Origin of the sequence: Pseudomonas sp. 2822-15 (genome assembly GCF_002742515.1) — a bacterium.
In the GTDB taxonomy this organism is placed as follows: Bacteria; Pseudomonadota; Gammaproteobacteria; order Pseudomonadales; family Pseudomonadaceae; genus Aquipseudomonas; species Aquipseudomonas salomonii.
This window is the reverse complement of the sequence record NZ_LJRY01000170.1, coordinates 445,244-463,934: the sequence shown is the minus strand read 5'-3', so window position 1 is coordinate 463,934 and position 18,691 is coordinate 445,244. Positions and strand designations below refer to the sequence as shown.

The window sequence follows — 18,691 nt, the reverse complement described above, 5'->3', positions numbered from 1 at the left end:
CCCGTCATCATCTGGTCACGCAATAAATGCTTGAGATATTGGCCGTAGCCATTCTTGCAGCGTGGCGTGGAGGTTTCTCACACCAGATCGTCGCTATTTGCAAAAAATAAACAAAACACATAACAAAAAAATACAAATAATGTATTTTACGCCGCACAAATGGACAAATTCGCAAAATGCGACAAAGGTCATCATGCCCAACCCAGACTTTTTCGGCTTGGATGCCCCCGTTGTATGGGATACGCACTCGGCTTATCAACACCTTCATGCGCTCGAACAAGCCGACACCAAACGCACGGCCGAGCGCCGCCTGCACGAATTGGGCTTGCTGCCCGCCGAACTCACGGCGCACACCCTTGAAGATGAGTGGGGACGCCCACCGACCCCTGTCGTGCTGGCCTGGGATATAGAAAGAGCGCGGGCCAAGCGCAAGCTGGTGATCTTCGCGCAATTGTTCCGTACACCGGACGGCCAAGACTGTTTGCACGCCAATGACGCCAGGGGCGCACGCTACTGGCTGCCCCTCGGACCGGTGCCGCTTGATTCCCAGGCACTGGCCAATGCCCTGCAGCGCTTGCAGACCCACATTGGCAAATACATCGTCGTGTTTCCCAGCGGACGTCTCACTGCCATTTGCAGGCAAGCCTGCCCGCCGGCCAGCGTCGAACTCGGGCTGCTCAGTTATGCCCCGGTACTCGACGAAAGCCCATTGCGCGCGCCACATTCCCCGGCAAAATCGCTCACGCCTCATCTCAAGCGACTTGAGTCAGAGAGCGTGCAAATCATCCGCGAAGCGGTGGCCGAATGCGAAAACCCAGCCATGCTGTATTCGATGGGCAAAGACAGCGCAGTCATGCTCCACCTGGCCCGCAAAGCCTTTTACCCTTCTGTACCGCCCTTCCCGCTCTTGCACGTCGACACGCGCTGGAAGTTTCAGGAGATGTACATGTTCCGCGATTTCATGGTGCGCGAAAGCGGCATGGACCTGCTGGTGCATATCAACCCCGAGGCGATCAGCAAGAACATCAACCCATTTGACCACGGCTCGGCGCTGCACACCGACCTGACCAAGACCGAAGGCCTCAAGCAAGCCCTGGATAAGTACAAATTTGACCTGGTGTTTGGTGGCGCACGCCGCGATGAAGAGAAATCCCGCGCCAAGGAGCGCGTGTTTTCCTTCCGTAGCAAAAGCCATCAATGGGATCCAAAAAACCAGCGTCCCGAGGTATGGAACCTCTACAACACCCATAAAAATCCTGGCGAGAGCATTCGCGTTTTTCCGCTGTCCAACTGGACAGAACTCGATATCTGGCAATACATCCACCAGGAAAACATCCCATTGGTCCCACTCTATTTCGCAAAACAAAGGCCTGTCGTTATCCGTAATGGCGTGGCACTTATGGTGAATGATTCACGCATGAAGTTGCTCCCGGACGAGAAAATTGAAGCGCGCAACGTGCGTTTTCGCACCCTGGGCTGCTACCCACTGACCGGCGCGGTGGAGTCAAACGCCCTCACCGCCGCCGATGTCATCCTTGAATTGCTGGGCTCCACCCGCTCCGAGCGACAAGGCCGAGCGATTGACAGTGACAGCGGGTCAAGCATGGAGAAGAAGAAAAAGGAGGGCTATTTCTGATGGCACTCGAACCTACTGCGCTCGCCACTGATGCAACGATCGAAGCCTTTCTGGCGCAACAGGGTGACCAGGACCTGCTGCGCTTCATCACCTGCGGCAGCGTCGACGACGGCAAAAGCACACTGATCGGCCGCTTGCTGTGGGATGCACGGCAACTCACCGACGATCAACTGACGGCGCTGCACGCCGACTCGAAAAAACACGGCACCCAGGGCAAGGATCTCGATTTCGCACTCTTGGTCGACGGCCTGTCCGCCGAGCGTGAACAGGGCATCACTATCGACGTGGCCTACCGTTTTTTCTCCACCGCCAAACGCAAGTTCATCGTCGCCGACACTCCAGGCCACGAGCAGTACACACGCAATATGGTCACGGGGGCGTCGACCGCCGATGTCGCGGTGATCCTGATCGATGCCCGCCAGGGCGTGCTGACGCAAACCCGCAGGCATGCCTACCTGGTGTCGTTGATGGGCATTCGCCAGGTGGTCGTGGCCGTGAACAAGATGGACCTGATCGGGTTCGACGAGGGCGTTTTTCGCCAGATTACCGACGAGTTCCGCGAGTTTTCCCAAAGCCTGGGGTTCGAGAAGATCATCCCGATCCCCCTCAGCGCGCTCAAGGGTGACAACATCACCCAACGCTCCACTCACACGCCTTGGTACAACGGCCCGACCCTGATGGGCTGCCTGGAAACCCTTGAGATGGCTACGCCTGCGTCCGAGCGCCTGGTATTTCCGGTGCAATGGGTGAATCGTCCGGATGCCTCGTTTCGAGGGTTCAGCGGCTGTGTGGCAGAAGGTCAGGTCAGCGTCGGCGATGAGGTGCGCGCAAGCCTCTCGGGCCACACCGCTACGGTCACCGACATTATCGGCATGAACGGCTCCACCCAGTGCGCCACTGCCCCAGACGCCGTTACGCTGACACTGAGCAAGGAAATCGACGTGTCACGCGGTGACATACTGTCCCTGAGTCAAAGCCCGCTGGAGGTCACCGACCAGTTTGAAGCCGTGCTGATCTGGATGAACGAAGACGCAGGGCTCAACGGCCGCAGCTACGACATCAAACTGGCGACGCAATGGGCATCGGCTTCAATCACCAACATAAAATATCGCATCGACACCAATACCCTTGCCCGTGATGCCAGCCGCCATCTGTCCCTGAATGACATCAGTGTCTGCACCCTGGCAACCAGCAAACCCCTGGTATTTGACAGCTATCAACAGTCCAGGACCCTGGGAAGCTTCATTCTGGTGGATCGCGTCACCCACGCCACCGTCGCGGCAGGCCTGATCAACCACAGCCTGCGGCGGGCGCAGAACGTGCACCGACAGGCCCTTTCGATTACCCGTAAAGACCGGGAAAAGCTCAATGGCCACCCAGGCAAAGTCATCTGGTTTACCGGGCTGTCGGGGTCGGGCAAATCAACGCTGGCCAACGCGCTGGAATTGGAACTGCATGCCCAAGGCTATCGCACCTATATTCTCGACGGCGATAACGTGCGCCAGGGCCTGAACAGAGACCTGGGCTTTACCGATGCGGACCGCGTGGAAAATATCCGGCGTATCGCCGAAGTGGCCAAACTGATGATGGATGCCGGGCTTATCGTCTTGACGGCCTTTATCTCGCCGTTCAGGAGAGAGCGGCAAATGGCGAAAGAACTGATTGGTGAGGACCGGTTTGTAGAGGTGTACGTCAGTACAACACTTGAAGTGTGTGAAGAGCGGGATGTGAAAGGCTTGTATAAAAAGGCCAGGGCCGGGCAATTGCCGAACCTGTCAGGGGTGGGCAGCCCTTATGAAGCTCCGATCGAAGCTGACCTGAATATTGATGCCGCTCAGACCGAACTGAACCGTGCCGTTAGCAAGCTGATGCAGCACATAAACAAATAAAGATCTGCTGAGGGCTTGACACCGCATACCTATTGAAAAACAGGTATGTTAAGCTTCGCAAAATTATAAACAGGCCAACATGTATCATGCCCACCCTCTACGTCGCGCACACCCCAGAGTTAATTGCATTACTTATTTTTGCTTTCGTATGCGCACTTGCGCCGATGTTTTTTTTACAAAAAATAATACCTTCGCTAATACCACAAGCGCATCCTAAAACACGATGGATGGACGGATTACGTGGAGTAGCAGCAGCATTGGTATCACTCAATCATGCGCCCTTGGTCTTAATTAATTTGGTGATTGTTCCAAAAGTTTTTTACTTTGATCTTGTCGACAGCTCAATACTGTCCTTTTTCGGGGCTATTGGTGTACAGGTCTTTTTCTGCATAACAGGCTTTTTATTTGCAGGAAAGATCTTTTCCAAAAACCCCATCGACTGGACAGACTTCTATGCCAAAAGAGTCCGTCGAATTGTTCCCGCATTCTTCCTCGCTGGTTTGATAGCATCAATCATCGGGCTTTGGTTCTCTTGGCCGCTAGTGCAAAAAACAAGCGATATTATTCCTGCAGTCCCCGCTATTTTTGGCTTCGGCTTATTACCTATGCCTACAATTAATGGCTTCAATTTTTCACGCCTACTTGGCGTCGCTTGGACACTCGCAATCGAGTGGAAGTTTTACTTCGTCCTGCCCATTGTCTACATTGCGGTATGCCATGATCGTAAAAAATCACTGTCTGCAATTATTGCATTTGCTTTCATCGACTTATATCTGAACGATGCCAGCGCATGGGCATTCTTTATCCCTGGCGCCCTATGCGCGCTTTTTAGCGGCAAAGAATTCAAACATTCAACCCGGATTGTCGCAGGCCTTATCGCGCTCGCAATCGTCATTGCGATGTTCTACCGTATTGGAGCCAAAGCCAATTATGGCCTGGAACAATGGCTGACTGTTTCAGCACTGTTCGCAGCACTTGCTATATCGCGCCCGGGCATTCTCGCTACGCGTTTATTTGTCGCTCTGGGTACTGTCAGCTACAGTTTTTACCTACTCCATGCAATGACCTTGTTTGCTGTGTTCGCGGTTATTGACCGGTACATCATAGGCGCTGGTGAACTGACCATGGTGCAGTTTTACCTCGTCGCGGGCGGCTCCTTGGCGCTGGCTTCAATACTCTCCACCGCCTCCTATCTGCTGGTAGAGAAGCGCTTCATGCAGACATCTTCGCCAAACCAGACCAAAGCACTCCATCCGACTACCGTTCGGGCGCCCGTCTGATCGGCGGCACAACCCAACCGTACGGCGCAGTGCCTGATCAGCAGGCATAAAAAAACACCTCGATACTCTCGAGGTGTTTTTTTTGACCAAGAATCAGCCTTTGGCCGAGTGGAACTTCAATTTTACAGGGCTGCTGCATACGTAGCGGGTAGTGCCTTCCTGTTGAATGATCTTCACAGTATAGGTACCGGAAGCCAACCCACTGACATCCACTTTGCCAACAAACCCAGACATCTCGAGCTCCGGCTTGGAAAAAGCTTTAGCAACGTCAGGGCGAGCGGAACGTGTCAGGGGCGCACTAGCAGCAACGTCATTCGAAGCCGAGACGATCTCAATCGACACATCTTTCGGAATACTGCCCGCTTTTACATTGTAAGCCCAACCCCAAGGCTCAAAAGGCTCGGTAGTCTGAAGCGTAGTCGCCGTCACGGGACTGTCGAACGAGCAAAAGTCATTGGCCACAACGCCAGCAGGTTTACCACTGTCGCAAGCCGCCAACAAGCCGAATACTGCAAACACAGGAAGGTACAGATAACGCATAAAACTCTCCTTTAAATCGAAATATGAGCTGTTACTTAAAATTCAGTAGTTTTTTAAGTACTCGCCTGAGCCCAATGGTTTTTTCACCTATCATCGCCACAACCTTCGGGCGTAGCACATCGATATCGCCCATTTGCGCCTGGAACCAACGATCGTCAATTTTATAATCTCTTTGCAAGACCTCAAAGTGAGCAGGACTGTTCAGAAGACCATTAAATTTCAACAACCCTATCATTCTGTACGGCGCACCTAGCCACTGGTTGTAGTTAAACAACAACAGCGCACTTTCGATATCCCGATGCTCTTTGGTTGGGACATCCTTGAAAACAAGAACATCCTCAAACCCTTGAATCAATACCTCGGCAGAAACATCATCAAAGAAGGTTTCAGCCATCAAGTAGTGTTCGTTAATTGTTCGAATAGAGTTACTCGCAGTTTGACTGCTGGCATTCTCCCCCGGCATAATTCTGAAGTTAATCAGCGTTCGCTCAGAGATGTGAATATCATATCGCTTGACCAGCCTAACCCACATCTCAAAATCCGGCAGCTGGCGCATTCTGTTACTGTACAAGCCCAGCTCGTCATAACACGCCTTCCTTATCAACATAGTCGGGTGGCAAATGCAGTTGCCCAGATCAAAAAACCGACGTAACCACAATCCTTGCGAGCGATTCTCCTGATCAAAAACCGAGCCTGTCGGGAAGGAGGCTTTATCCATCGGTTCGCCAGCTTTATCGACAAAACGCGCGCGACCAAAAGAAGCACCTATCTTCGGGTTTTCGCGCAAGATATTTACTTGATAGGCAAGCTTGTCATCTTCGGCCCAAAAGTCATCTGAGTTAATAAGAGCGATGAATTCACCAGACGCGTGACTAATCAACTCATTAGTGACCACACAGGCGCCACGGTTCACCGTATTAGGAAAAAACGTTATGCGTTCATCCTTGATGGCGGCCACAACCTCACGAGTTCCATCCGTTGAACCGTCATCAGAAATGATCAGCTCAAAATCGACATCACGCTGGGCAAGCACGCTGGCGATAGCTTGCTCTACAAATGCAGCATGATTATACGTCGGCATAATCACGGATACAGTAGGCTTCATCAAACCTTCTCCCTATACAAGGCTTTGAGCAATATACGTTTGAACCGGTCAGGCATCACCGCACGCAAGAAGCGCATCATAAAGTTAGGGATATAATCGATGAAACGCGGCAACGCCTTAACGACGGGTTGAACCACCGCATCTACAGCACTTTCGACCTGCGACGAAGCAATCACATGACGCAAACGACTGGCCAACACTTCGAACTCAAGATGAAATACGTTATTCGTCAAAGCGTTGTACGCGGGGATAACTTCGAGTTGAATTTTTAGCTTGTTAATATGCGAAGTCTGCGTCCACACCCCATTCGAGTGCAGGCGATAAACCGACATAGGTTCCTCAAGGAAACCGATCAAGCTCGTCCGCGAGACGCAGATATTGACAATCCAATCATAAGAGCGCATTTCAAACAACGCAGGTGGCAGTTCGTCCAACGCGCTCTTGCGGTACATACACGTTGAAAAGTTGCCGACCAAGTTATCGGCGATCAGATCACGGGCACCAATGATGCGATAAGACGAACTAACAGGCACTCTAGGCGTAAACTGAGAGCGGTCTTCTTCATAAACCAGATAGTTTACCGAGCATAAGGAACACTCCCAGTGCTGCTCAAGAAACTCTAACTGACTTGCTAATTTCTTCGGGCTAACCCAATAGTCATCGCCTTCCAAGACAGCAATATACTCACCGGAGCACTCAGAGAAGCCCCGCTGGTAGTTTTTGGTAATCCCCAAGTTTCCATTATTGACCAAGAACTTAAAGGTAAACCGTGGGTCCGTACCTTCAAATTCCCTGATAATATTCAGCGTATTATCACTGGAGCCGTCATCGGCAATAACGAGCTGCAGCGGCCCGTTGATAACCTGCTTAAACAGCGCTTCAAGCGCTTGACGAATATACTTCTCGTGATTGTAAGTCACCAACAAAATAGAGAGTTTAAACGTTACAGCTTCCATTATACTTTCTCCAAGCGGGCGGAAGGACGTGGAATGTAAATTTCCGCCTCACCCTCAATCACGATCTTACCTCTTACACTGCACGATGTATCAAAAGACACTATTTTCTTGGCGGTATTAATGCTTGTCACGCAGATTTCAGCCACGACTGTATCACCCAGATAAACAGGCTTCTTAAATCGAAGATTTTGCGAGAGGTAGACACACCCAGGTCCAGGCAAGCGCGTACCAAATAACGCGGAAAAGAACCCGGCCGAAAAGAGGCCATGCGCAATACGCGATTTAAATCGCGACTTTTCTGCGTACTCTTCGCTCATATGCACAGGGTTATTATCACCCGACAACCCTGCGTAAGCCTTCACATCGGCGTCTGTCACGGTGTGGGAGTAAAAAGCCTGCATGCCGACTTCAATTTGATCAATAGTCAAACCACCGAAGTTGTGTCCACTGATGCTTGTCACTTCCTCAATCCTTCTCTTGAGAGTGGGCGTGCAGGGTTACCAACAACCGTCACCCCAGCAGCTACACTCTTGGTCACTACCGCGCCCATGCCCACTACGGCACCACGACCAATCGTCAACGGCTTGCCCTTCTTACCTTGAATAATAGAAGCCCCCGTACCGATGTAAGCATGGTCTTCAATAATGACATTACCGTTGCATTTTACCGATGGCGCGAAGGTAACGAAGTCACCAATGACACAATCGTGGGCAACGTAAGAATAGATATTGGCGTGAAAATGCCGACCGATCTTCACATTCGAAGTAATTGTCACAAAAGGAGAAAGCACCGCACCTTCAGCAATTTCATTCGCATCGAGGATGACGGTATTTTCAGCAAATACGGAGAATGCCTCTGCACCACGATCCTCGCAAAGAGCGGCAATTCGCTCCCTGACTGCGGACTGACCAATGGCAATACTAAAATACCGGTTACCAGGAAGACTCAAAAACTCATCCAGAGAAATAACAGAGTATCCGTTGATCTCAGATTCCTCTACGGCGCCCTCCACGACGAAGTAGAGTTTGGCGCTGCCAGAAGAAAGCGCTTCCTTGAAGCGAGCAGCCACAAGGGGAATAACCTCTCGACCGTAGCCACCTGCCCCCACTATTCCGTATGTGTTCATCTTGCTCCCCTCCCTAAACAAAAAATTCTTACTGACTTCTAGTTATCGAACACTGTGCCGAGCGATCAGAATGCTTGCTTGAGCAATACACACACCATGTCAACCTCTTCAAGGGACAGCGAGTGGTACAGCGGCAAACAAATAATACGACGGGAAATATCTTCAGCGATCGGCGCAGATTGCCCTTCTACGTAATGCAGTTCAGACAACGACGGATAAAAGTAGCGACGCGGGTAAATACTATGAAGGTTTAAGTACTCGAGCACGGCAAGCACCGCTGCCTCGTTCTCCAGAATAACCGGAAAATAGGCATGATTATAAACCGTATCATCAGCCACTTTTTGATACGAAAATCCACACTCTTTCAAATTCAAAAGATAGCGCTGCGAAAGTAGCTTGCGTTGCGCAAGGATGCTGTCCACATACTTTAAGTTACACAGCCCCATGGCCGCATGCACTTCGGAGTTCTTGCCATTAATACCGATGTCGCCAAATTCAGTCGCGGAAGAGTGCCCAAAGTTACGCATCATCGCCAAGCGCTTGATCAATTTAGCGTCGTTCGCAACGACGGCACCACCTTCGATGGTGTGAAACAACTTTGTTGCATGAAAACTGCAGGTGGCAATATCGCCATATGCAAGTAACGAGCGGCCCTTATAGGTTGTACCGAACGCGTGCGCGGCGTCATAAATCACGTGTAAATTATGCTTCTTTGCAATAGCCTCGATCGCCTCGACATCGCATGGGTTACCAAACACATGGGTCGCCAGAATCGCGGATGTTTTATCCGTGATAGCAGCTTCAATCTTAGCGGGGTCGATATTCAGAGTGTCTGGGCAAATATCAACCATCACCGGCAAGCAGTGCTCCCATACAATGCTTGAGGTCGTCGCCACGTAGCTGAAGGGTGTGGTAATTACCTCACCCTTCAGGTCCAAGGCACGGATCGCAATTTGCAGGGCGACAGTACCGTTACTCAAGAACAACAGCTTTTCGACACCGAGATTTTTCTTCAGCTCAATTTCAAGCTCATTAACCAACGGTCCGTTATTGGTCAGCCATTCTCGCGCCCAAATACCAGACAGATAGCTCTGAAACTCTGCGAACGGCGGGATGAATGGTTTTGTTACGGTGATGTTCATAATATTCCGATAAATTATTTATGAAGTTTTTGCCGAAAAGCTTGAAGCCTGCCGCACCAGGACGCATTCAGTTGATCAAGAGCTTCTTTCATGCGTAGAGCGTCAGTGGTTAACTCAATGATACGGGCTTGCTGTGTCAGAATATTATTTTCCAGTGCGCGAATTTCAGCGTTCTGAACACCTTTTTCTTCTTCTAATTCATTTATATGGTCTACGCGTCTAGACAGGTCGGCCGACAACTCACTGATCTGTATTGCCTGCTGATTGACGTTCGCATCGAGCTTGGCTATATCGTCTTCACGTGACCGCAAAGCCTGTTGGAGCAACGTGTGTTGATCCCCAGCGTTCAACAGAGCAGCATCCAGCTTATGGATGCGCTGCTCCTGAGCGCTCACAGTATCGTTAAGTTCAGCGAGGTGACTCTTTAGCGAGGCAGCAGCGGTTTCATATTCAGCCAACCGTTCACCACATAGCAAGAGTTCGGCATCGAGGTGCTGAACCTGTTGTGCCTGGTCGACTAACGCTTTCTCCAACACCGCTTTACGCTCAGCACATGCGATGACTTCAGCTTCATATGCAGCGTATTGTTCCGCTCTCATCGCCAGCTCAGCCACCAGTTCAGCAATATATTTTGTCTGGTCATCAATGAGCTGATTAAGATTGGATATATGTTCGCCTCGCGCTGACAACTCGACAGTCATGTCGGCTTCTTGGCGGATATGGGCCAACCGATCGGCCTCGTGATCTTCGATGGAGTGCGTCAAGTCCTCAATGGCCTGGTTCAAACCCGCGATATGCTGCGTGCGCGCCTTCAGCTCGGCCTCAAAATCGGCAAGCCGCTTGGCGCGATTCGACAGCTCACTGTCGAGCCCGGTGATGTGCTTGATCTGATCATCAATCGTACTGGCCAGACCCGCTATATGCTGGCCACGTGCGGTTAACTCTTGCTCAAATTCTGCAATACGCTGGGCGCGTATCGATAGCTCTGATTCAATACTGCGAATATGCACTGACTGATCATTGATTGTCAGCTCTCTACCTGCGACTGTTTCACAAAGATCAGCCACCTTTGCTTCCAGCGTCGCTAGATAGACCTTCACGTTATAATTGGAAGACTGGCTCTGCTGCGTATCATCTGCATCATCGGAAACGTCGTAACCGAACAGAGTCAACGACTCTTTGATGCGTTCAGGAACATTCTGAAACTGCGAGACTTTATCTTTCTTCCACGCGTAGGCACTGCCTTGAAAAGAAGATGAAGAGCCTTTGCCTTTCTTCCAGTTCAAATACGCCGTGGATGAAAGATTCTCCATATCGAATCGGCAATAGCTGTCGTAGTCTATATAACCTGCCGGGTCCAACTGAGAGGACTCCAGGGTAATACCCAGAAAATTACAGATGCGCAACACTTCAGCATGCGTGTCGGCCACCAGGTTTTCGTATTTAACAACCAGGTAGTTTTCGGCAGACAGCAAGGCAGCCGCATCCGCAGCTATCTTTTTGATCTCATTCGCCCAGCGTGCCAGATTCAGCTCGGCCTTTTTGAACCACCACGGCGTACGTGCAAACGACAGCGCAACGTCCCTGCCATCCCTTACGACATGTATAAACTTGGCGTCGGGAAACACCCGCGTCATGATGTCCAAACGCTGACCGTACCAAGGCGTTTGCTCGATCAGTATTTTTTTATTATGGGATTTAGCAATCGCATCATAATAACCAGCAAAAAAATCCTGCATCGAACGCAGCGGATACTTCAATCCCTCGCAGTACTCGCGATAATTGAAAAACCGCGCAAGGTCGTGGGGGCAGCAACGCTCGAGCAGATCCGCTGCGACCGCTGCATCCCCTATCGCGCCCAATGCAATATTTTCATAAAATCGACTGCCGTTCGTATCGTACTCAAAAATGCACTGCATCTCAGGTGGAACACACACCTGTGAATGTGCATTGAGTACTTGTGCCAGATACGTTGTGCCACAACGGCCGGTACCAATTATAAATGCGTTATTCATATTCGGTATAATCAACGTGCGACGTCATTGGGTACGCTGAAACAGGAAAACCGTTCAGACGCGGACTTTTCGGCATATCACACCTCAAACTCATGCAATTTCAGCTGCGAGAATCCGTGCACTTTTGACCACACCCTGGCCTTTTCCCAACGTCCTACCCTGAATACAACTGCATCACTGACGACGTCAATAAACTCAGCAGTTTCGTTCTCGACAATGGTCGATGAAATATTCACTCGCAGTGAGTAATTGCCTTCCTGCAGCGGCAATTTCAGCGCGTACTCCGCCAAATATCTCGAGCCTTGCTTAGTGACTAGATAAGGCTGATCAATGTGTGGAAAGCCGCAGCCGATAATATTGTTTTTCTTGTCATCAAAAATACTAATATTGACTGAAAGTTCTTTTTCGGCATAGGCTTCAAAATACACTTTAACGACCACATCTTGGTTGAATTCAACAAAAACCAAGTCATTACCATCGGTATCGACCAACTCAACGCAGGTCGACTTTACTTCACCACTGCCAAAGCGGAATTGCGCCACCCTGGTCTCGAACTCTTGGGAGCGTTTGAAGTTGAGTTCATCCTTAGGCGTGATCTGCTGGCTTGACTGTCCAGCCATATCATTCGGAAGACCAGGCACACGTGCCTGCTTTCGATGCTCGGCGTTCATTTCTTCCTGCATCGTACGGATGTAACGCTCAGCAACGTCCGCTGCCGGTCCGACCGTTACAACCTTGCCGCGCTCAAGATAAACACCACGTGAGCATAGGCTTTTTACCGAACCTACGTCATGGCTGACGAAGAGGATCGTGGCGCCGTTGTCCTGGATACGGGTCAATGCGGTCATGCATTTGGCCTGGAAGTTCATGTCGCCTACAGACAGCGCTTCATCGACGATCATGATTTCAGGCTTGGACATGATATTCGAAGCAAATGCCAAGCGGACGAACATACCGCTGGAGTAAGTTTTGACCGGTTGTTCGATGAAGTCGCCGATATCTGCGAACGAGGCAATTTCTTCAAAGCGCGCGTCGACTTGGTCTTCGCTCAACCCCAGGATAGCGCCATTCATATAGACGTTTTCGCGGCCGGTGAACTCGGGATTGAACCCCGCGCCCAACTCCAGCAATGCGGCAATTCGACCGTTGGTCAGGACAGTGCCGCTGGTAGGGTTAAGCGTGCCGCAGATCATCTGCAGCAATGTGGACTTACCACTGCCATTACGCCCAATGATACCGACCGTCTCGCCTTTCTTGATCTCAAACGACACGTCACGCAACGCCCAAAACTCTTTGAAGTATTGGCGGCGACCGCGCATCAGCATCTGTTTCAATCGGTCATGAGGCTTGTCATAAATGTGGTAGCACTTATTGAGGCCCTCAACGTGAATAGCTATATCAGAGGACATCAGCAAACCCCTTCCGCGTCTTTTGAAACCAGGCAAAGCCTAACCATGCAAATAATGCCGACCCCGCCATATATAAGGACAGCACCTTCATATCGGGCAGCCGTCCCCAAAACAACACGTCTCGCACACCCTCAACCGCCGGCGTGAGCGGGTTGAGCAAAAGGATATGCGCGTACTGCTGGGGCAAGGCGCTGGAAGGATAAAAAATCGGCGACAGGAACATCAATACCGTCGTCAAAATGCCGATGAACTGGCTAACGTCGCGCAGGTACACGCCCAACGAGGCCAAGCCCCAGGAGAGCCCCATCACAAGAAATATCAAAGGCAGCATGATGATCGGCAACATCAATGCCGTTAGGTGCGGCACCCCAAAGAGGCAGAGGTAGGCAATCAACCAAACGCTAAGGCTGACCACGAAATGAAACATCGCAGAACCCAGGTTTACCCAAGGAAGAATCTCCAGCGGGAATACCACTTTCTTCACGTAGTTTGCGTTCGCCAAAATCACCCCGGGTGCGCGGTTAACGCACTCAGCGAACAGGTTGAAAACCATCAGGCCACCGAACAGTACCAAAGCAAATTCGGTCTTTGAGTCAGTGCCACCACTCCAACGCGCCTTGAAGATCACGCTGAACACGAACGTATAAACGGCCAACATCAAAACCGGGTTGAAGAAAGACCAAAAGATCCCCAGAAACGAACCTTTGTAGCGGCCAATAACTTCCCGCTTGATCATGGCTTTGATCAAGCTGCGATTGCTCCAAACGCTCTTGACGAGCGCCTTAGGGGATATCGAGTGCAATTGCATCAGGCAAACACCTCAGCATCGCTTAACAGTGCGCCTTGCTGATCTTTACCAGAAAGTGCTGGCTCTCCAGTCACCGGCCAGCGAATGCCCAACGCCGGATCGTTCCACGCGATGCAGCGCTCATGTGCAGGGGCATAATAGTCCGTGGTCTTGTACAGAAACTCTGCAAACTCCGAGAGCACGACGAAGCCATGGGCAAACCCTTCAGGCACCCATAGCTGACGCTTGTTTTCTGCGGACAACACCTCCCCCACCCACTGGCCGAACGTGGGCGAGGATTTACGGATATCGACTACAACATCAAATACTTCGCCCGCAACGACTCTCACCAACTTACCTTGCGGTTGTTGGACCTGGTAATGCAGCCCTCGCAATACGTTTTTCACCGACCGCGAGTGATTGTCCTGAACAAACGTGACTTCTCTGCCAACCGCTGCTGAAAACTGCGCGCTGTTGAAGCTTTCAAAGAAAAAGCCACGATCATCACCAAATACCTTCGGCTCAAACAATACGACGTCAGATATGGCTAATGGTGTGGCTTTCATCAGTAAATCTTCTCTCGCAAAATACGTTGCAGGTATTGGCCATAGCCATTTTTTAAAAGCGGAGCAGCAAGCTTTTCGAGCTGCTCGCTACCAATCCATCCTTGCCTGAAAGCGATTTCTTCCGGGCAGGCCACCTTGAGGCCCTGGCGATGCTCAAGCGTGGCAATGAAGCTGCTCGCTTCCAACAGAGACTCGTGCGTGCCGGTATCCAGCCATGCATAACCGCGACCCATAATTTCTACAGACAGGCTGCCCTGCTCAAGATAAATGCGGTTGAGGTCAGTGATTTCCAGCTCTCCACGGGGTGAAGGCTTGATGCTTTTAGCAATATCAACCACTTGTTGATCGTAGAAGTACAGGCCAGTAACGGCGTAGTTCGATTTCGGCTTGAGAGGTTTTTCCTCCAGGCTGAGCGCTTTACCTTGCGCATCGAAATCCACAACCCCGTAACGCTCAGGGTCATTCACGTGGTAGGCAAACACGCTGGCACCTTCTTCACGCGCCATTGCACTTGAGAGCAATTGGTTGAAGTGGTGGCCGTGGTAAATGTTGTCACCCAGCACCAGCGCCGACAGATCGTTGCCAATAAAGTCTTCGCCAATGATGAACGCCTGCGCCAAGCCATCCGGGGACGCCTGTACGGCGTAGGAAATATTCAAGCCCCAGTTGCTGCCGTCACCCAATAGCTGTTCAAAACGCGGGGTGTCCTGCGGCGTGGAGATGATCAGAATGTCGCGAATCCCCGCCAGCATCAGCGTGGTCAGCGGGTAGTAGATCATCGGCTTGTCGTAGACAGGCAGCAATTGCTTGGAAATCGCCAAGGTTGCAGGGTGCAGACGGGTGCCTGAACCACCGGCCAAAATAATGCCTTTACGTTTTAGCATGTTCATTTCTCTAGAATTTCTACGAGCATCCGTGCCACGCCGTCCTGCCATTGAGGCAAGCGCAGTGAGAAGGCATTCTGCAGTTTTTGAGTGTTGAGTCGGGAATTGCCAGGGCGCTGGGCGGGCGTGGGGTACGCGGCGGTGGTGATTGCGCCTACGCTTGCCGGTTCGACCTTGAGCTGCACGCCGGCCGCTTGCGCCTGTTCCAGCACGAAACGGGCATAACGGTGCCAGGTGGTCTCGCCTGCTGCTGCCAGGTGATAAACCCCGCTCAGATGCGGGTTCGAACCCAGGGTGCGGATAGCGTGGGCGGTGATGTCGGCCAGCAGATCGGCGCCGGTGGGCGTGCCGAACTGGTCGTCAATCACGTTCAGGCTGTCGCGCTCGCGGGCCAGGCGCAGCATGGTCTTGGCGAAGTTGTTGCCGCGCGCGGCGTAGACCCAGCTGGTACGGAAGATCAGGTGCGCACAGCCGCTGGCCTGGATGGCCTGCTCGCCTTGCAGCTTGGTCGAACCGTAGACGCTCAGCGGGCCGACCGGGTCGGTTTCCAGCCACGGCGTGTCGCCGGTGCCGGCAAACACGTAGTCGGTGGAATAGTGCACCAGCAACGCATTCAGCTTCAGCGCTTCGGCGGCCAGCACTGCCGGGGCTTCTGCGTTCACACGCAGGGCCTGGGCAGGCTCGCTTTCGGCCTTGTCGACGGCAGTGTAGGCGGCGGCATTGACGATCACGTCAGGCGCAAAGCGCTGCACGGTGGCGGCCAGGCCTTGCAGGTCGTTGAGGTCGCCGCAGTAGTCCTGGCTTTTGGAGTCGAGCGCCAGCACTTGGCCCAAAGGGGCCAAGCTGCGTTGGAGTTCCCATCCCACTTGGCCATTTTTGCCAAGCAGAAGGATCTTCATGCCGTACGCTCGGCGTAGTTCTTTTCAACCCACTCGCGGTACGAGCCGGATTGGATATTGCTGACCCAACCCTGGTTATCCAGGTACCACTCGACGGTCTTGCGGATACCGGTTTCGAAGGTTTCAGCCGGCTTCCAGCCCAACTCACGCTCCAGTTTGCGCGCGTCGATGGCATAGCGGCGGTCATGGCCCGGGCGATCGGTCACGTAAGCGATCTGATCGCTGTAAGGCTTGCCGTCCGCTTGGGGGCGCAGTTCGTCGAGCAGCGCACACACCGTGTGAACGATATCCAGGTTCGGTTTCTCGTTCCAGCCACCGACGTTGTAGACCTCGCCCACAGTGCCGGCTTCCAGTACACGGCGGATGGCGCTGCAGTGGTCTTTTACGTACAGCCAGTCACGAATTTGCTGACCATCGCCGTACACCGGCAGCGCTTTACCCGCCAGTGCGTTGACGATCATCAGCGGAATCAGTTTTTCCGGGAAATGGTAAGGACCATAGTTGTTCGAGCAATTGGTCGTCAGCACCGGCAGACCATAGGTATGGTGATAGGCGCGGACCAGATGGTCGCTCGCGGCCTTGCTCGCCGAGTAAGGGCTGTTTGGCTCGTACTGGTGAGTTTCGGTGAACGCGGGGTCGTCCTTGGCCAGGGAACCGTAGACTTCGTCAGTCGACACGTGCAGGAAACGGAAGGACTGCTGCGCTTCGCCTTCCAGGCCTTTCCAGTAGGCACGTACCGCTTCCAGCAGACGGAAAGTACCGACGACGTTAGTCTCGATAAAGTCTTCCGGGCCATGGATAGAACGGTCGACATGCGACTCGGCAGCGAAGTTCAGGATCGCGCGCGGCTGGTGCTCTGCGAGCAAGCGCTGGACCAGTTGGGTATCGGCGATATCGCCCTGTACGAACACATGGCGCTTGTCACCCTCGATCGAGCTGAGGTTCTCCAGATTGCCGGCATACGTCAGCTTATCCAGGTTAATGACCGGCTCATCTGTCTGAGCTACCCAGTCCAATACGAAGTTTGCACCGATAAAGCCCGCACCGCCGGTTACTAAGATAGTCATTGAGTCAGATCTTTTTCAGTAGTGTTGCAAAAATTAGCCCGAGGTTCCCCATGAACGTCTGCCGATATAAACCGGCAGACCAGAACCCCAGCACTCGTCTAAATAACGTTTGACTGCGTGCACCTTTAAAGCGCGCAAGCGTCGTTCGATGTTCTTCACAAAGACGATGCTCCATGGCTTCGAGGGCACGAATGTTCTGTTCGTTCCACTCGTAAAAACGTCCTTGAAAGATCATCCGCAGCCGAACCAGGCGTGCGGCCCAGTTGGAGTTGCTGCCAATCAGATTTTCATCATGCTGGCGGTACTGCATTCTAGGCTCGGGATCGTAGTGAACGATACCTCCCGCGCCCGTAACGAGTTGATACGCCCACCAATCATGAGAGGGGACGACGACATCCGCGCCCGCCTCCATGATCAGCTTGCGAGCGGCCTGATTGAACACCATGGTATTGCCGCCCGCAATGCTCTGAACGAGTGCGTTCGAGAAGTGCGGAGGCAAGGAAAACCGCGGTGAAAAACCCAGTGCAACGCCCGAGTCACTGACCAGCTGCGTGCGGCCACAGTAAAGGGCCGGCACATCCGAAGGCTGGCTCTGCAGCCACTCAACGGCCACCTGCAGTTTATCTTCGTTCCAGATATCGTCCTGATCACACCAGGCAAAATAATCGGCCTGGATGTCGGCGCGACACGTCAACGAAAGAAAATTGGCAACAAAGCCCTTTTGCGGACCGCGCACCACGCTCAAGCGGTCGCTGCCCCAGCGATTGCAGTACTGCTGAAAGATCGCCGAGGAGCCATCTTTGGAGCCGTCATCCGAAATGACTAACGTCCAGCCACGGTAGCTCTGCCGCTCAATGGAGTCGAGCTGGTCCGCAAGGAACGTCTCCCCATTGTACGAGCACATCAAAACCGCGACGTTTGCCAGGCAAACGTCGTTCGGCAGAGCATTGGAAAGGCTACGCGATGTGAAAATAGACACGATATCCCTTTGAGATGTACTACATATCCTGCAGGGAGGTAGGATATTGGCCGCAATAAGGTCGGAATTATTACAGTATTGGACTGTAAGAGCAATCTTACTTGTGACCGACGGTCAAGCATGCTGAACCTGCCACAGCGCTCTAAGATGGGGCCTTGCACCGCCAGCCCGCCACTTGCATTTTTGCCGTGCCAACCGACGGTTTCAGGCCGGCTGCGGACAACGCTGATACGCCCAAGTTCCAACGCCGCCAACTAGCCCGACGAACGACTGCGCACCACTGCGTCCGGCAGCGCGCACCGCCCAACTCACTGCGCAGTCATCAGCGCGAAAGGTATAGTTCATATTCAGTTATGATGCGTCGACAACTTCGAGTATGCGTACCAACTGATCTATATCAACGAACGCTCA

17 protein-coding genes are annotated in these 18,691 nt (G+C 52.4%); 3 read left to right on the top strand and 14 right to left on the bottom strand.

What is annotated here, in order from left to right; all coding sequences use genetic code 11:
- Nucleotides 1-97: 97 nt before the first annotated feature.
- The 3 genes from cysD (at nt 98) to AOA59_RS08155 (ending at nt 4,805) form a co-directional block, all read left to right on the top strand.
- On the top strand, nt 98-1,636 hold the full coding sequence (cysD, locus tag AOA59_RS08165; RefSeq protein ID WP_256593035.1) for a sulfate adenylyltransferase subunit CysD: 1,539 nt from the start codon (nt 98-100) through the stop codon (nt 1,634-1,636).
- Complete coding sequence (gene cysN, locus AOA59_RS08160; protein WP_099486777.1) at nt 1,636-3,525, top strand: sulfate adenylyltransferase subunit CysN; 1,890 nt, start codon at nt 1,636-1,638, stop codon at nt 3,523-3,525. The genes cysD and cysN overlap by 1 nt, the downstream gene beginning before the upstream one ends.
- Before the next feature lie 86 nt (nt 3,526-3,611).
- The gene (locus AOA59_RS08155) at nt 3,612-4,805 is read left to right on the top strand and encodes an acyltransferase (RefSeq protein WP_256593034.1); all 1,194 of its coding nucleotides are present in this window, start codon (nt 3,612-3,614) and stop codon (nt 4,803-4,805) included.
- A 93-nt stretch (nt 4,806-4,898) separates the two neighbouring features.
- Here AOA59_RS08155 and AOA59_RS08150 read toward each other — a convergent pair whose 3' ends face one another.
- The 14 genes from AOA59_RS08150 to AOA59_RS08085 form a co-directional block, all read right to left on the bottom strand.
- On the bottom strand, nt 4,899-5,345 hold the full coding sequence (locus AOA59_RS08150; RefSeq protein ID WP_065929823.1) for a hypothetical protein: 447 nt from the start codon (nt 5,343-5,345) through the stop codon (nt 4,899-4,901).
- A 31-nt stretch (nt 5,346-5,376) separates the two neighbouring features.
- Nucleotides 5,377-6,450, bottom strand: a complete 1,074-nt coding sequence (locus tag AOA59_RS08145; protein ID WP_065929824.1) for a glycosyltransferase — start codon at nt 6,448-6,450, stop codon at nt 5,377-5,379.
- Nucleotides 6,450-7,406, bottom strand: a complete 957-nt coding sequence (locus tag AOA59_RS08140; RefSeq protein WP_099486773.1) for a glycosyltransferase — start codon at nt 7,404-7,406, stop codon at nt 6,450-6,452. Before AOA59_RS08140 ends, AOA59_RS08145 begins: the two co-directional genes overlap by 1 nt.
- Nucleotides 7,406-7,867, bottom strand: a complete 462-nt coding sequence (locus AOA59_RS08135; protein ID WP_099486772.1) for a MaoC family dehydratase — start codon at nt 7,865-7,867, stop codon at nt 7,406-7,408. The genes AOA59_RS08140 and AOA59_RS08135 overlap by 1 nt, the downstream gene beginning before the upstream one ends.
- Nucleotides 7,864-8,532 (bottom strand): acetyltransferase, encoded by a 669-nt coding sequence (locus AOA59_RS08130; protein ID WP_065929826.1) that lies wholly within the window; start codon nt 8,530-8,532, stop codon nt 7,864-7,866. Before AOA59_RS08130 ends, AOA59_RS08135 begins: the two co-directional genes overlap by 4 nt.
- 65 nt (nt 8,533-8,597) lie before the next feature.
- Nucleotides 8,598-9,674 (bottom strand): DegT/DnrJ/EryC1/StrS aminotransferase family protein, encoded by a 1,077-nt coding sequence (locus AOA59_RS08125; RefSeq protein ID WP_099486770.1) that lies wholly within the window; start codon nt 9,672-9,674, stop codon nt 8,598-8,600.
- 14 nt (nt 9,675-9,688) lie between these two features.
- Nucleotides 9,689-11,689 carry a sulfotransferase gene (locus AOA59_RS08120; protein WP_099486768.1) on the bottom strand — a complete coding sequence of 667 codons (2,001 nt, stop codon included), beginning with the start codon at nt 11,687-11,689 and terminating at the stop codon, nt 9,689-9,691.
- A gap of 77 nt (nt 11,690-11,766) precedes the next feature.
- Complete coding sequence (locus tag AOA59_RS08115; RefSeq protein ID WP_065929829.1) at nt 11,767-13,098, bottom strand: ABC transporter ATP-binding protein; 1,332 nt, start codon at nt 13,096-13,098, stop codon at nt 11,767-11,769.
- Nucleotides 13,088-13,906, bottom strand: a complete 819-nt coding sequence (locus tag AOA59_RS08110) for an ABC transporter permease (RefSeq protein ID WP_065929830.1) — start codon at nt 13,904-13,906, stop codon at nt 13,088-13,090. Before AOA59_RS08110 ends, AOA59_RS08115 begins: the two co-directional genes overlap by 11 nt.
- Complete coding sequence (gene rfbC / locus AOA59_RS08105; RefSeq protein WP_065929831.1) at nt 13,906-14,451, bottom strand: dTDP-4-dehydrorhamnose 3,5-epimerase; 546 nt, start codon at nt 14,449-14,451, stop codon at nt 13,906-13,908. Before rfbC ends, AOA59_RS08110 begins: the two co-directional genes overlap by 1 nt.
- Complete coding sequence (gene rfbA / locus AOA59_RS08100; protein WP_065929832.1) at nt 14,451-15,335, bottom strand: glucose-1-phosphate thymidylyltransferase RfbA; 885 nt, start codon at nt 15,333-15,335, stop codon at nt 14,451-14,453. The genes rfbC and rfbA overlap by 1 nt, the downstream gene beginning before the upstream one ends.
- Nucleotides 15,336-15,337: 2 nt before the next feature.
- Nucleotides 15,338-16,234, bottom strand: coding sequence for a dTDP-4-dehydrorhamnose reductase (rfbD, locus tag AOA59_RS08095; protein WP_099486766.1), 897 nt, complete (start codon nt 16,232-16,234; stop codon nt 15,338-15,340).
- Nucleotides 16,231-17,301, bottom strand: a complete 1,071-nt coding sequence (gene rfbB, locus AOA59_RS08090; protein ID WP_058422104.1) for a dTDP-glucose 4,6-dehydratase — start codon at nt 17,299-17,301, stop codon at nt 16,231-16,233. The genes rfbD and rfbB overlap by 4 nt, the downstream gene beginning before the upstream one ends.
- Before the next feature lie 4 nt (nt 17,302-17,305).
- Nucleotides 17,306-18,280 carry a glycosyltransferase family 2 protein gene (locus AOA59_RS08085; protein ID WP_099486764.1) on the bottom strand — a complete coding sequence of 325 codons (975 nt, stop codon included), beginning with the start codon at nt 18,278-18,280 and terminating at the stop codon, nt 17,306-17,308.
- Nucleotides 18,281-18,691 lie beyond the last annotated feature (411 nt).